The organism is Chryseobacterium sp. G0162 (assembly GCF_003815715.1).
Classification (GTDB): Bacteria; Bacteroidota; Bacteroidia; order Flavobacteriales; family Weeksellaceae; genus Chryseobacterium.
Genome location: NZ_CP033922.1, coordinates 170,468 through 185,002, shown reverse-complemented (window position 1 = coordinate 185,002; position 14,535 = coordinate 170,468). Strand labels below are relative to the sequence as shown.

The following is a 14,535-nucleotide window of genomic DNA, read 5'->3' as shown; positions in this document are numbered from 1 at the left end:
TTACCTTAGTCTAAATTTTTTAGTAAATGAACTACAATAATTCAAATTCGAGCTCAATACCTAAAGATATTATTTTATTAGCAGTAAGAGTATTTGTTGGTTTTGCAATGCTTTCTCATGGATATCCAAAACTTCAGATGCTGTTGGCGGGTGGAAAAATTGAATTTTTTGACTTCCTGGGAATGGGACCGCAAATTACCCTGATCCTTACAGTACTTGCTGAGTTTGTTTGTTCAATTCTGCTGATATTAGGGCTTTTTACGAGAGTTGCCTTAGGTTTCTTGATCTTTACAATGGTCATTGCCGGATTTGTAGTTCATGGAGCAGATCCTTTTGAAAAAAGAGAGATGAGTCTTATCTATCTTTCTGTATATCTTCTTCTGATGATTATCGGAGCCGGAAAAGTTTCTGTAGATCATATGATTGAAAGAAGAAAAAGAGCTTCAGATTGGTAAAAACCTTATTATATATAATAAAAAGAGCATCCTCGGGTGCTCTTTTTTATTGGAGTTATTTTTATAAATGTCTTTATTATTGGGGATTATAGATGTATTTTTATGGTAAATTTATCTTAAAAATCACTACATTCGTAGAAAATAAATCTATATGAAGATAAAACTGACAATTTGCCTGCTGGCATTTCTCAATTTTTATGATGCACAGGAGAATATTACTTATCAAAAACCTTCTGCTGAAATCCTGAAACTTGCAGATTACGAAAGACCGCCATCTGTCTTAATGAATAACAAAAAAGACTGGGTAGTTTTTACCTATCGTTCAACATATAAGACGTTGGATGATCTTAATCAACAGGAAATGAAACTGGGTGGATTAAGAATCAATCCGGTTACAAATATTGCCAGTACGGTAACCTATTTTAACAATCTTAAAATAAGAAAGTTCAGTGATAAAAATGAAGTTCAGGTAAAGAATTTGCCTGCAGGAGCTAAAATTGCTTATGTTCAGTTTTCACCAGACGAAAAGAAACTGACTTTTACCAATACCACAAACAAAGGAGTAGAATTATGGCTTGTAGACCTGGAATCTGCTACAGCCAAAAAGATTACAGGAGATATCCTGAATGCCAATTTAGGAAACCCATATCTTTGGTATAATGATTCCAAAAGTCTTCTTATTAGAACGCTGCCTCAAAACAGACCTGCTCTGATTGATTCAGGAAAAGACCTGCCTACAGGACCCATTGTTTCTACAGCAGATGGAAAAGTCTCCCAAAATAGAACATACCAGGATCTTTTAAAGAATCCTCAGGATGAAAAGAACTTTGAAACATTAGTAACCTCTGAAGTCTTCAACGTAGATCTTAATGGTACTCTTAAAAAGGTAATGAACCAGGATTTGTACACAGGATTAAGTTTTTCCCCGGATGGAAATTACCTGCTGTCTTCAGTCATTAAAAAGCCATTTTCTTATATCGTCCCGTTAAACAGGTTTCCTATGACTACAACGGTATATGACACGAAAGGAAATACTGTAAAAGTTGTGAATGAAATTCCTTTGAATGAAATTATGCCTAAAGGATTTTCATCTGTAAGAACAGGAAAAAGAGAAATGACTTGGAGAAGTGATGCTCCGGCGACTTTAGTTTTTACAGAAGCCCTTGACGGTGGAGATCAATATAAAACTGCAGAATACAGAGATGAAATCTTTACCTGGGATGCACCGTTTGCAGCAGCTCCTAAATCATTCTTCAAAATCAAACAGAGATTTGAGGATATAGATTGGACGAATGACCACTATGCGTTAGTATCTGAAGAATGGTATGATACCAGAAATACCAAAACTTTCCTGGTTGATCTTAACAATGGAGAATCAAAGGTTATAGATGATAGAAACTCTCAGGATGTATATAGTGATCCAGGAAATTTCAACACTGTGAAAAACCAATACGGTAGATCCGTTATCGATATGAAAGGCGGAAAGGCATATCTGATCGGGGATGGGTTTACAAAAGATGGGCAGCATCCGTTTATTGATGAAATGGATATCAAGTCATTGAAGAAAAAAAGACTTTATTCTTCTAACCTTAAAGGGGCTAAAGAAAAGATTGTGGATATTTTAAATCCTTCAAAAGGAGAGATCTTAACAACACAAGAATCATCCAGTCTATATCCGAACTTCTATAAAAAGAATATTAAGTCTAATAAAGCTGAAGCAGTAACTCACTTTGCCAATCCTTTTGAAAGCATTAAAGATGTCTATAAAGAAGTTATTACTTATAAAAGAAATGATGGTGTTACATTGACGGGAACTCTTTATTTGCCGGCAAACTATGACAGAAAGGCAAAGAAAGAAAAATTACCTTTACTGATCTGGGCTTATCCAAGAGAATTTAAAGATAAGAATACAGCGGGACAGAGTACTCAGAATGATAACGACTTTACTTTCCCATATTACGGCTCTTTCGTGTATTGGGTGACTAAAGGATATGCTGTTTTAGATAATGCTGCATTCCCGATTATCGGAGAAGGAAAAACAGAACCCAATGATACCTTTATTACACAACTGGTAGCCGATGCTGATGCGGCAATTAATGCTGTAGATCAATTGGGGTATATTGATAAAAAGAAAGTTGCTGTTGGAGGTCACTCTTATGGAGCATTTATGACAGCTAACTTATTAACACATTCTAATCTTTTTGCTTGTGGTATTGCACGAAGTGGTGCTTATAACAGAACGTTAACACCATTTGGATTTCAGAGTGAGCAAAGAAATTACTGGGATGTTCCGGAGATCTACAACACCATGTCTCCGTTTATGAATGCAAACAAAATGAAAACCCCTTTGCTTCTGATTCACGGTGATGCAGATAACAACCCGGGAACCTTTACCTTACAGACGGAAAGATATTTCCAGGCTTTGAAAAACCTTGGAGCACCGGTAAGAATGGTTCTTCTTCCAAAAGAGTCACACGGATACCAGGCCAAAGAGAATATATTCCACGTTTTATGGGAACAGGATCAGTTCCTTGAAAAATGTCTGAAAAAATAATAGAAAAAGGCTATTCAGGAATGAATAGCCTTTTTTATATCTTAGAACAATAAGAAAATTTAGAGCACGGTGAAGCCTTACTCAATATTCTTAAAAGCGTAATCAACCTCTAAGCTTAAATAAATTGTAAGATCTCATTAATACTTTTCAATTCCATAAAGTTTTCATGATCAAGATTCACGTCATGCTGCTCATGGTCCCAGGTAACATGATAAGGAATATGAGCTGCTGATCCGCCGATTTCCAGTACAGGTAAGATATCTGACTTGATAGAATTTCCAAGCATAAGGAAATTTTCCGGCTGACAATCAAGATGCTTTAGCAGTTTTTTATAATCATGTTCCTTTTTATCACTCATGATTTCAATATGATGGAAATAGTTCTGTAATCCTGAATTTTTCAACTTACGTTCCTGATCTAGTAAATCTCCTTTTGTAGCCACAACGAGCCTGTATTTTCCTTTCAGACTTTCAAGCGTTTCTGTGACTCCATCTAATAATTCAATCGGTTTTTGGAGAAGTTCCTGACCTAATTCAATGGCTTTATTAACCAATTGTAAGGATGCTGTATTATTTGATACTCTTCCAATAGTCTCAACCATACAGAGCATAAATCCTTTTACTCCATATCCATATAGATGAAGGTTTTTCATCTCTGTTGCAAAGAGTTCCTGGGAGACAGAATGCTGAGGAAGATAATCTTCAAGTAATATACAAAACTCCTTTTCTGCTTCCTGAAAGTAAGGTTCATTGATCCAAAGAGTGTCATCTGCGTCAAAGGCTATTGTTGTAGTATGATTATTCATTTTTGTTTTGTAAATTTCTGTTCGCAAAATTCAGAATAAAAATTAAACCGGCAAAGGACAATTGTCCCGAAAATATATGTTACGAACGAATCAGTCATTTTTAAGCCATCTTGAAGCACTTTACCAAAAACAAAGGGTGGGGAATATTATCCTGGAATCATTCTCCAAAGGGCAGAAATTATTGATTCAGGATCATTCCGTTTCTAAGGTCATGTTAATTAAAGAAGGGATTACAAAATGCTACTTTGAAGAAGAGAACGGAAAAGAATATATCGTTGAATTTCTGGGAAGCGGCGAGATCTTAGGAGAAGTGGAACTGATCAAAAATATTCCTTGTCTGTGCGGGATTGAAGCATTAACGGAAGTTGTAGTGTACACCATAAGGCTGCCTTATTTCAATAAATTGATGCAGACAGATCTTATCCTGAATAACTTGTTACTAAATTCTTTTGCGGAACGTATTATTAATACCACTAGCAGAGCTTCTTATCAACAGCTTTATACAGTAGAGCATACTTTGACACAGCTACTTAAAATGCAGTCTAAACAAAATATCCTGATTTCCAAAGAAGATATGGCTGCGTATTTAGGAATCACAGTGAGAAGCCTGAACAGGATCTTGAAAGATTTGAATTAATTGTGTTGGTAAACGCAAATGCACAAAGAAATATAATGCTAACTGTTGTTAAGACACAAGAGAATCAAAGATCCTTAGCAAGGAAAAATAACACTTTTAAACTAACTTTTATTCACAATATTCTATATATCTATGTGGTAAAAATTATTCTTTTTAACCCATAGCCACATAGGTTTTATACGCTGATAGATTATTCGTGCATTCGTGACATTACAAGCCGCTTTCAATTTTATCGTAAATAAAATCTTTGCAACTAAAAAATATCCAATCTTCATATCTTATTAGTCTTTGCGTATTGTAAAAAAATGATTGTTTTATCTTTGTATGTTATTTTTATAAGGGGTGATTTTGTTTTTTTTAATTAAAAATATTTAATTGATTAAAATAAATGGGGTATTTGGAAAAATTATTATTTTTGCATCATAAAAGTTGAATACAATACCAATGGAATTACTAAAGTTCAGAAATGCCGAATTAGCCGATTTAAATACAATTGTAGCGATTTATAACTCAACCATTGCCTCAAGAATGGTGACTGCAGACGTGGAAGAAGTTTCTGTAGAGAGTAAAGTACAATGGTTCAAAGAGCATAATGAGGAGACCAGACCGCTTTGGATCGTAGAAGATACAGATAGCCAGATTGTAGGTTGGGTAAGTTTCAGTTCATTTCATGAAAGAGCAGCTTACAGTGGAACGGTGGAAGTAAGTATTTATCTGGATGAAAGCTGTAGAGGAAAAGGCTATGGTAAAACGATTCTTCAGTATTGTATTGACAATGCAGGAAAGTTTGGGGTGAATAACCTGGTAGCGCTTATTTTTCTTCATAATGAGCCAAGTCTGAAGCTATTCCGATACTTTGGATTTGAAGATTGGGGAACTCTTCCGGATGTAGCCATTTTGGATGGTATTGAACGAAGTCTGAAGATTTTAGGAAAAAGAATAGGATAAATATTTAATTATTTCTCATGCGTAAAATATTTATAAGCTCATTGATGCTGCTCTTTTTTATTAAAGGGAAAGGACAGACAGAAGATATCAATAGTGGGAAATATTACTCTGCGAAAGAACATTTTGAAACCCAATATATAAAACAGGGGTATTCAAGATATCTCAAATCTCAGATTAAGATTGAAAATAATAAGGTAATTATTAATGTAGTTTATCATATAGAATTTCCTGAAAATTTAGATAATAAGTTTAAATTAATTCTTGGAAGTGGATTATTATACCCAATGGTTATTAATAGGAGTCCAATGGTAAAGATTTCAATGATGGATGAATTGCCTTTGCTGGATATAAATCCTAAAACTAAAAGATTCAAATTCTGGGTATTCCGTAACAATGAAACCTTACAAAATGGGATAGTAGAAAAAATAGGAAATAGTTCTAATCCTGAAGAGTATTATTTTGAACTTTATAATGAAAATGCTGATACAAATACAAGTTTTAATGATTTTGTTGAAGGTGCAAAACTGACTTATATTGGCTATGGTGGAATTATAATTTAAAATAATAAGAAATCTGCGTAATCTCCGAGATCTGCGAGAAAAATAAAAGGCTGTTTCTACTGAAACAGCCTCTTAAATATTATGTATTCTGCTTAATTCGTTTAGCAGACATATTCAGGAATCGTTTAACGAGGAAGACGGCAGAAACCGTTAATCCTAATCCAAGAGCGATCCACATTCCGAAAGCTCCCATTTCCAATGTTACACAGAAGAAATAGCCTAAAGGAATCGTAATCACCCAATAGGCAATAAAAGTATAGATTGACGGGATCTTCACATCCTGTAGCCCTCTCAGCATTCCTAAAGCTGTTACCTGGATACCATCTGAAAGCTGGAATAAAGCCGCAATAATCATCAATTTGGAAGCCAGGGTGATTACTTCAACCTCTTCTTTTTTCGTGAAGAATGTTGGCAGTATGTTTCGTCCCAGGATAAAAACCAATCCACAGATACACATAAAGATAAAAGCAATCTTTAGGTTATTAATCCCGACTTTTCTTAGCTCAACAAAGTTTTGTTCACCCAGTTTTCTTCCAATCATTACCGTAGAAGCCACACTAAATCCAACGCAAAGGTTGAAGGTGAACGAAGCCATACTCAAAGCAATCTGGTGAGAGGCAATATCATGTGCAGAAATTAATCCGCAGATGAATGCTGCACCGGCAAAAGCAGTTACCTCAAAGAACATCTGCAATGCGGTAGGTAATCCAAGTCGTACCATTTTATTAAACATTGCTTTTGAGAAGCTTTGAATTTTTAGCGAAAAATCCTTGATATAACGTCTTGTTCTCTTTTCCTTCAGCAATACAAAATAAAGGAAGACAACCATGAAAATTCTGGATATTAAGGTTGCTAATGCAGATCCTTTTACACCCATTGGAGGAAATCCCCAAAGTCCTTTGATGAATACATAGTTTAAGACAATATTGATAATGTTGGCAATAATGGTCGCCTTAGTTACTCCAATAGTGTACGAAAGACCTTCAGAAACCTCACGAAGGGTCTGAAAGGCCATAAATGGAATCATACTGATGACCATAATGCTTAAGAAGTCTACCGTATCAGGAATAATCTTTGCTGGCTGTCCTGAGTGGTAGAGCAGGGGCATTCCCAATAAAAGAATAACCATAAGCAATATTCCCACCGTCATATTAATTACAAAACCATGACTGAACACAGAGTTAATCGTATCATGATCATGCTTTGAATGTGCTTCTGAAACCAATGGTGGTATGGCAAATGAAAATCCAAGGGCCAATACAAATATGGAGAAGAACACGGCATTACCTAATGAAACAGACGCCAAAGCATCAGCGCCTAAAAGTTTCCCGACAATAATATTGTCGAATAAATTCACTGAAACTTGCCCTACCTGGGTAAGCATTACAGGTAGAGCCAAAGTCAGGCATTCTTTTGTGTAGTTTTTGTTTAAAAATTTCATAGTATTTTAAGATTCATATCGTTTATCATTCAAAATAGTCCAAAAAAAAAATTTGCAGTAGTGGTACTGCAAATTTTTATAATATTGTAATAATAGTTGTATTATTTCCTTACAAAACTTGCAACGTCACTTTCAGAAACAGTATTTCCACCAAGAATAATCAATCTTTCCACAACATTCCTTAGCTCCCTGATATTTCCAGTCCACGAAAGAGCTTTTAAAGCATCAATAGCTTTATCATCAAACTTTTTCATAGCAGTACCATGCTCATCAGCAATCATACCGGAGAAATGTTCAACCAATAATTTGATATCGTCTTTTCTGTCATCCAATGGCGGAACATAAATTTCAATCACAGAAAGTCTGTGGTAAAGGTCTTCTCTGAATTTCCCTTCCTCAATCTCTTTCTGCATATTTTTATTTGTTGCTGCAATGACTCTCACATCAACTTTTATCTCTTTGTCGCTTCCGACAGGAGATACTTTACTTTCCTGAAGGGCTCTCAATACTTTAGCCTGAGCAATAAGGCTCATATCTCCAATCTCATCAAGGAAAATCGTTCCTCCGTTAGCCTGTTCAAATTTCCCCTGCTTGTCTTTAATAGCACCCGTGAAAGAACCTTTCACATGTCCGAAAAGTTCAGATTCAATAAGCTCAGACGGGATAGCAGCACAGTTTACCTCTACCATTGGTCCTCTTGCACGCTCACTTTGATTGTGAATGGCATGAGCTACCAATTCCTTTCCGGCACCGTTGGGTCCTGTAATCAAAACTCTGGCATCAGAAACCGCTACCTTTTCGATCATATCCTGAATCTTCTGCAGGGCAGGAGAGTTCCCGATCATCTGGTATTTTTTATTGACTTTTCTCTTTAACGTTTTGTTTTCCGTCTGAAGGCTTTTGTTTTCTTTCTTCAGAGATTCTTTTGCTAAAGCATTCTTTACACTGGTAATAAGCCTGTTGATGTCAATAGGCTTGGAAATAAAGTCGTATGCACCCTCTTTCAGGCAGGAAACGGCAGAATCAATATCAGCATGACCTGAAATCATAATAAATGTAGTTTCAGGTTTTAATACCATACTCTGCTTTAAAAGCTCGGTTCCTGAAAGTTTAGGCATCTTGATATCAGAGATCACCAACGCGAAATCTTCTTTTTCTACCTGTTTGTAACCTTCAAGGCCGTCTTCGGCGATAACAAATTCATAATCTGTGAGTTCGTCAGAAAGAATACTGTGAAGTACTCCTGAGATTGCTTTTTCGTCTTCTACTATAAGGATTTTTTGCATAGTCGCAAATTTAAATTTTTTGTTTCAATTATTAGCAAAAACCGTACCTAAATATTCTATTGGGAATAGTCTCTTCTTCCGAAAATTGCAGATCCCACTCTCACAGAGTTGGCACCACATTCAATAGCTACAGGGAAATCATCACTCATTCCCATTGATAAGGTTTTTAAAGGTTTTAGTTGATTTAATTCATCAAAAAGCGTCTTTAAAGTTAAAAATTCTTTTCTGATTTGTGCTTCATTATCTGTAAAAGTGGCCATTCCCATCAATCCTGTAATTTCAATGTGAGGGAAATTCCCATCGATGTATTGTTGGAAAAGGGCTTTTGCTTCTGGAATTTCAAGCCCGAACTTACTTTCTTCCGCCGCAATTTTTACCTGAAGCAAGGTTTTAATAGATCTATTGTTTTTACCTGCCTCTTTGTTGATTTCAGCCAACAGTTTTTCTGAATCCACACTTTGGATGGTATCGATGAACGGAGCGATATACTTCACTTTATTAGTCTGCAGGTGTCCGATCAGATGCCATTGAATATCCTGAGACAGGAGAGGAGCTTTTTCCATCAGTTCCTGGACTTTGTTTTCTCCAAAGACTCTTTGTCCAAGATCATAGACTTCCTGAATAGCAGAAACCGGATGCGTTTTTGAAACGGCAACCAGTTGAACATCTGACGTAAGCTGATCTTGTATCGCTTTATAATTTTCCTTAATACTCATAAATGCAAATTTCTGAAATTTAGCGTAAGGTTCAAAGCTTAAAATGATAGAAAACAGGTTTTTCTTGTGAAGAACCTGTTTCAATCTATTCTTTAAATTTCTGAACTAGTTCAATATTTCATTGATTTTCGGATACTGAGAAATCTTTCTGAAAACAAACTTGTTGCTTTTTTGTAGTTTTTCAATAAATAAATCCAATTCGTTAATAGAATCTGTATCTCTCAGGTATTGGTCATGGGTAAGGAAAACAAGATGTCTTGAAGTTTTTTCAAGATCATTAAGGAAGATGCTGTCTACTTTTTTCAGCATGGCTTCATGGCTTCCTTTCAATGTCATCTTGTGAGTAGGTCGCCATTCCAGATCCCACCCAATGACTTTGTATCCAGCTCTTTTAAGGCCATCTGCAGCGGCAGTGGAGCTTTTGATATCCGTTACATTAATATTGTTAAGTCTCCAGATATTTCTTCCGGGAGTTCTTGCTATTTTATCGTGAAGCTTCAGACTATCTTTAGCGATATCAAAATCGCGAACAACAGCATCTGCAGTTTTGTAAAAATCAGAGTATTTGTTGTGAGCATGGGTGAAGCTGTGGTTGGCCAGTTCAATTAGAGGATTTTCTTTTAGAAGCTTGAAGTCATTTTTTTGTTTTGTGCTTCCATAAGCATGTCTTCCAACCAAAAAAGCGGTGGCACACACATTTCTTTTGTCTAGAATTTTTAAAAGATTTTCGGTTCCCTGATTGGGACCATCATCAAAAGTAAGATAGATCACTCTTTTATCCGGATCTACACTTTCATCGTCCATTTTAGGGGCGGTTTTTGCGGTAGGATGTTCCTGTGAACTGAGCATTTCGTTCACATCATTTTTAAAATTACAGCTGTTTAATAGTACTGAAGTTGCACTCATCAATGCAAACATCCCGAGAAAAGTCTTATTTGTTGACTTTCCCGCAAAAATTTTTCTCATAAAGGTAATTGAAATTGTGTTGTTAAAAATTGTTAAAAATAACAATTGAATGTTAACAAATTATATGCCATATTTCGTTGTATTTTCTCTTTTTAAGATTATTTTAAGAACTTTATTTTAAGGTGTTTTTTGATTAAAATACTGATTGTTAATTTATGATTTGGTTTTCCATAAATCTTAACATTTATAAATGTTAAAGCGATAGTCTTTCTCTATTTTTATTGAGATAACTATATTCTTCCTTTGCGTGGGAATTATTCTATTTTAACAGATTACGATACAGTATAGGTCGTCAATGTAAGTTAAGGTAATATTGTGCTTATTTTAAAAGACTTTTCAGGTAGGTTGCATTGATAATAGCAGCAGTTCCCCAGGTATTATTAAAGAATATAAATGCAGTCTGCCGGGTATTGGCAAGATTTTCTGCAAGGTTATTAAGGAAGTTTTCGCTGTATTCGGATTTATACAGTATCGGTTTTCCGTGAAGTCTGTAGTATATTATATCAGGATGATTGATGATGACATTTTCAGAAAGGTTTCCGGGGAAACTGACTCCTGAGAAAACAATATTATTGCTTTTCAAAAGATCAAAAATTTCATTTTTCCACCAGGATTCGTGACGGAACTCAATGACATTTAAAAAATGGTTGTCCATATTGTTCATGATCAGATCTATATTTTCCGGAGTATTTTTAAAAGATGGTGGAAATTGATACAAGAATCCGGAAAGTTTTTGTTGAAGGTGACTAGAGATATGTTGGCAGAATTTTATAACCTCTTCTTTTGTGTCTGCCAAACGTTTTTGATGGGTGATGGTTTTTGGGATTTTGATAAAAAATTTGAATGCTTCCGGAGTTTCATCATACCATTTTAAAAGTGTTTTAGCGGTAGGAATTCTATAAAATGTGGAATTGATTTCTACTGCATTGAACACTTTCGCATATAAAGAAAGAAAATCTTTACTTGGTGTATTTTCAGGATATAATGACCCTTTCCAGTCATTATTATAAAATCCCGAACATCCGATGTAAAGATTTTCTTTTTTCATACTATTATTTTATATCCAGATTCACTGAGTTTAATCTCAACGAATTCAGAATCACAGATAATGAACTCACGCTCATTGCAGCGGCGGCAATCATCGGTGATAACAGAATTCCAAAGAATGGATACAATAATCCTGCCGCAACAGGAATTCCTAAAACATTATAAATAAAGGCAAAAAACAGGTTTTCTTTAATGTTTTTAAGAAGCTTTTCACTTAGTAATTTTGCTTTTGCTACTCCTAAAATATCTCCTTTTAATAAGGTGATCTCTGCGCTTTCAATAGCTACATCGGTACCGGTTCCCATAGCGATGCCTATATTGGCTTGGGCTAGGGCAGGAGAGTCATTAATTCCGTCTCCGGTCATGGCAACAATTTTACCTTGTTGTTGTAGTTTTTTTACCTCATTGAGCTTATCCTCAGGAAGACAATTCGCTTTAAAATGTTTGATGCCTAATTCTTCTGCAACAGCTTTTGCGGTGTGTTCGTTGTCTCCGGTCATCATGATGATATCAACTCCTTCACTCATTAATTGGTCTACTGCTTTTTTAGAGCTTGCTTTAATTTTATCTGTAAAGCTAATAAATCCTAATACATCCTGACCCTGTGCAATATAAGAAATGGTATGGGCTTTAGATTGTACTTCTGTTGCTTTCTGCTTTAATGCATTGGGAATCTGGATCTGGTGGGCGGTTAACAGGCTTTCATTTCCAAGGTAAGCTGTTTTTCCGTTAATATTTCCTTTCACCCCTTTTCCTGAAACGTTTTCAAATTGTTCTACTTTTTCAGCAGAGATATTTTCATCCTTTGCTCTTTTAATAACTGCATTGGAAAGTGGGTGTTCAGAGTTTTGATTCAGTGAGAATGCCAGTTTTAGAATCTGGCTTTTATCTTCATCGTTTGCTGTTTCAATATGCTCTACAGAAGGCTTTCCTTCTGTTAAGGTACCTGTTTTATCAGTAATCAGAACATTTACTTTATTCATTTGCTCAAGGGCTTCTGCATTTTTGATCAGAATCCCGTTTTTAGCTCCTTTTCCAATTCCTACCATTAAGGACATTGGGGTGGCAAGGCCTAAAGCACAGGGACATGCTACAATTAAAACGGCTACAGCATTCACAAAAGCAAATAAACTTCTTTTCCCTTCCGGACCAAAGAATTGCCACAGAATAAAAGTAAGAACGGCAATAAGAATGACAACGGGTACAAATACTTTTGATACCTTATCTGTCAGCTTTTGGATAGGTGCACGGCTTCGGCTGGCTTCATTCACCATTTTAATAATTTGTGAAAGTAAGGTTTCATCACCTACTTTTTCAGCCTTCATGATGAATACCTGGTTTCCGTTGATGGTTCCTGAAGATACTTTATCATCAACTGTTTTTTCAACAGGCACGGGTTCACCAGTAATCATACTTTCATCCACGATAGAGTTTCCTTCTATGATCTTTCCATCAACCGGAATTTTTTCACCTGGTTTTACCTTTAAAAGATCCCCGATTTTCACCTGAGAAAGCAATACCCGTTTTTCTTCACCATTGACCATGAGATTGGCTTCATCCGGTGAAAGGTTCATGAGTTCTTTAATAGCATTACCCGTTTTTTTATGAGCTGCAGCCTCCATCAGCTGGCCCAGAATAACAAGGGTCAGAATAACACAGACCGCTTCAAAATACAATGGGATTTCATGATTATGTCCACGGATTTCATGAGGAATAATATCCGGGAAAGCTAATGCGATAATACTGAAAATAAATGCAGCAGCTACTCCAAGTGCAATTAAACTGAACATATTAAGATTCCATGTTTTGAATGAAACCCAGCCTCTTTTTAACAGAAACCAGCCGGAATAAAACATAACCGGAAGCGTTAATGCCAGCTCAATGAACCCTTGAATCTGATGTGAGAAAGGAAAATCTATAAACATTCCACCCATGGATAGAATAAAAACAGGAATGGTAAATGCCAGTGAGATCAGAAATTTTCTTTTCAGAATGTTGTAGGTTTCATCTTCTTCATCGTCTCCACTGTCAGGCATTCTTACCAGATCCATTCCACAGATCGGGCAGCTTCCCGGTTCATCACTAATGATTTCAGGGTGCATAGGGCAAGTGTATTTTGCCGTTTTCTTTTCCGGATATTTCACCAGATCCATTCCACAAACCGGACATCCTACATTGGAATCATAGGTTTTATCTCCTTCACAATACATCGGGCAGTAATACTTTCCTGCCATTTCATCTGTAACCTTTGGCGCTTCATGGTGGTGGCTGTGATTATGATTATGGTTGTGATTGTGATTGTGATTGTGATTGTGAGAATGGGCATGGTGTGAAACTGCATTTTTAGCCATATCTTCAGAGATCTCTTCCAGGTGCATGTGGCATACAGGACAGTCTCCTTTTTCATCATATACTTTATCTCCTTCACAGAACATTGGACAATAGTATTTTCCAACACTGTCTTTAAAGTTTTCCGGAAGATTCGTTGCTGAATAAGTCGGTTTGTGATTAGGATCTTTTGCCAGTTTTTCTTCGATTGGAACTAAATACATTTTACAAACCGGACATCTTTCGCCCTGTTTGAAATATACTTTGTCACCTTCGCATTCCATAGGACAATAGTATACAGAAGATGGTGATACTCGATCCTGAGGTTTTATAAAAGCTTTTTCAGGATTATTAGGATCTTCAAGTCTGTACTTTCCTATTTCTGCTAAGGAATCATTTAAAACGGAAAGAGCAACCGCGTGCTCAGAGACAATAGTAGCAGTATTGTTTTCCAGGTTTACATCGGCTGTAACTCCTTCAATACTGTTCAGTTGATTGGATATTTTTTTCTGGCAACCGGAACAGGTCATTCCGAGTATTTTATACTGTTGTTCCATGATTCTTAAATTTATACTGCAAATTTCCAAAATGAAAATCTAAGGCTGTTATAAATTTAAGGATAATAGTTATAGAATTTGGGTTTGAGAGTATTAGGGTTTGAGAGTATTAGGGTTTGAGAGTATTAGGGTATTAGAGTGGAGGTTATGGGGTGATTGTTTATTATAACATTAAACTCTCTGACTCTAACACTCCCAGACTCTCCACCCCTCCAACCCTCAAACTCTAATACTC

At 35.9% G+C, this 14,535-nt stretch carries 12 protein-coding genes; 5 read left to right on the top strand and 7 right to left on the bottom strand.

Going from position 1 to position 14,535, the window contains the following annotated elements; all coding sequences use genetic code 11:
* Window positions 1-26: 26 nt before the first annotated feature.
* Window positions 27-455, top strand: coding sequence for a DoxX family protein (locus EG344_RS00955; protein ID WP_123855628.1), 429 nt, complete (start codon window positions 27-29; stop codon window positions 453-455).
* 151 nt (window positions 456-606) lie between these two features.
* Window positions 607-3,009 carry an alpha/beta hydrolase family protein gene (locus tag EG344_RS00950; RefSeq protein ID WP_185145580.1) on the top strand — a complete coding sequence of 801 codons (2,403 nt, stop codon included), beginning with the start codon at window positions 607-609 and terminating at the stop codon, window positions 3,007-3,009.
* A gap of 115 nt (window positions 3,010-3,124) precedes the next feature.
* On the opposite strand, the gene EG344_RS00945 is transcribed toward EG344_RS00950, so the two are convergent.
* Complete coding sequence (locus EG344_RS00945) at window positions 3,125-3,814, bottom strand: HAD family hydrolase (RefSeq protein ID WP_123907871.1); 690 nt, start codon at window positions 3,812-3,814, stop codon at window positions 3,125-3,127.
* Between the two features lie 76 nt (window positions 3,815-3,890).
* Between EG344_RS00945 and EG344_RS00940 the strand changes: the two genes are divergently transcribed.
* The 3 genes from EG344_RS00940 (at window position 3,891) to EG344_RS00930 (ending at window position 5,959) form a co-directional block, all read left to right on the top strand.
* A complete protein-coding gene (locus EG344_RS00940) occupies window positions 3,891-4,451 on the top strand; it encodes a Crp/Fnr family transcriptional regulator (protein ID WP_123907870.1) in 561 nt (186 codons plus the stop codon).
* 444 nt (window positions 4,452-4,895) lie between these two features.
* Entirely contained in the window at window positions 4,896-5,399 is a 504-nt protein-coding gene (locus EG344_RS00935) for a GNAT family N-acetyltransferase (RefSeq protein WP_123907869.1), read from the top strand.
* A 17-nt stretch (window positions 5,400-5,416) separates the two neighbouring features.
* The gene (locus EG344_RS00930; protein ID WP_123907868.1) at window positions 5,417-5,959 is read left to right on the top strand and encodes a hypothetical protein; all 543 of its coding nucleotides are present in this window, start codon (window positions 5,417-5,419) and stop codon (window positions 5,957-5,959) included.
* Between the two features lie 79 nt (window positions 5,960-6,038).
* Here EG344_RS00930 and EG344_RS00925 read toward each other — a convergent pair whose 3' ends face one another.
* The 6 genes from EG344_RS00925 to EG344_RS00900 form a co-directional block, all read right to left on the bottom strand.
* The gene (locus EG344_RS00925) at window positions 6,039-7,400 is read right to left on the bottom strand and encodes an MATE family efflux transporter (protein WP_123907867.1); all 1,362 of its coding nucleotides are present in this window, start codon (window positions 7,398-7,400) and stop codon (window positions 6,039-6,041) included.
* A 101-nt stretch (window positions 7,401-7,501) separates the two neighbouring features.
* Window positions 7,502-8,686: a sigma-54-dependent transcriptional regulator gene (locus EG344_RS00920; protein WP_123907866.1), complete on the bottom strand. Its 1,185-nt coding sequence runs from the start codon at window positions 8,684-8,686 to the stop codon at window positions 7,502-7,504.
* 56 nt (window positions 8,687-8,742) lie between these two features.
* Complete coding sequence (locus EG344_RS00915; RefSeq protein ID WP_123907865.1) at window positions 8,743-9,402, bottom strand: YggS family pyridoxal phosphate-dependent enzyme; 660 nt, start codon at window positions 9,400-9,402, stop codon at window positions 8,743-8,745.
* Window positions 9,403-9,507: 105 nt separating this feature from the next.
* The gene (locus tag EG344_RS00910; protein WP_123907864.1) at window positions 9,508-10,368 is read right to left on the bottom strand and encodes a polysaccharide deacetylase family protein; all 861 of its coding nucleotides are present in this window, start codon (window positions 10,366-10,368) and stop codon (window positions 9,508-9,510) included.
* A gap of 319 nt (window positions 10,369-10,687) precedes the next feature.
* Window positions 10,688-11,416, bottom strand: coding sequence for a DUF72 domain-containing protein (locus tag EG344_RS00905; RefSeq protein WP_123907863.1), 729 nt, complete (start codon window positions 11,414-11,416; stop codon window positions 10,688-10,690).
* Window positions 11,417-11,420: 4 nt separating this feature from the next.
* Window positions 11,421-14,300 carry a heavy metal translocating P-type ATPase gene (locus EG344_RS00900; protein WP_123907862.1) on the bottom strand — a complete coding sequence of 960 codons (2,880 nt, stop codon included), beginning with the start codon at window positions 14,298-14,300 and terminating at the stop codon, window positions 11,421-11,423.
* Window positions 14,301-14,535: the final 235 nt, after the last annotated feature.

Coding starts and splice junctions, on each gene's coding strand:
- EG344_RS00955 (WP_123855628.1), top strand. CDS start 27: ATGAACTACAATAATTCAAATTCGAGCTCAATACCTAAAGATATTATT.
- EG344_RS00950 (WP_185145580.1), top strand. CDS start 607: ATGAAGATAAAACTGACAATTTGCCTGCTGGCATTTCTCAATTTTTAT.
- EG344_RS00945 (WP_123907871.1), bottom strand. CDS start 3,814: ATGAATAATCATACTACAACAATAGCCTTTGACGCAGATGACACTCTT.
- EG344_RS00940 (WP_123907870.1), top strand. CDS start 3,891: ATGTTACGAACGAATCAGTCATTTTTAAGCCATCTTGAAGCACTTTAC.
- EG344_RS00935 (WP_123907869.1), top strand. CDS start 4,896: ATGGAATTACTAAAGTTCAGAAATGCCGAATTAGCCGATTTAAATACA.
- EG344_RS00930 (WP_123907868.1), top strand. CDS start 5,417: ATGCGTAAAATATTTATAAGCTCATTGATGCTGCTCTTTTTTATTAAA.
- EG344_RS00925 (WP_123907867.1), bottom strand. CDS start 7,400: ATGAAATTTTTAAACAAAAACTACACAAAAGAATGCCTGACTTTGGCT.
- EG344_RS00920 (WP_123907866.1), bottom strand. CDS start 8,686: ATGCAAAAAATCCTTATAGTAGAAGACGAAAAAGCAATCTCAGGAGTA.
- EG344_RS00915 (WP_123907865.1), bottom strand. CDS start 9,402: ATGAGTATTAAGGAAAATTATAAAGCGATACAAGATCAGCTTACGTCA.
- EG344_RS00910 (WP_123907864.1), bottom strand. CDS start 10,368: ATGAGAAAAATTTTTGCGGGAAAGTCAACAAATAAGACTTTTCTCGGG.
- EG344_RS00905 (WP_123907863.1), bottom strand. CDS start 11,416: ATGAAAAAAGAAAATCTTTACATCGGATGTTCGGGATTTTATAATAAT.
- EG344_RS00900 (WP_123907862.1), bottom strand. CDS start 14,300: ATGGAACAACAGTATAAAATACTCGGAATGACCTGTTCCGGTTGCCAG.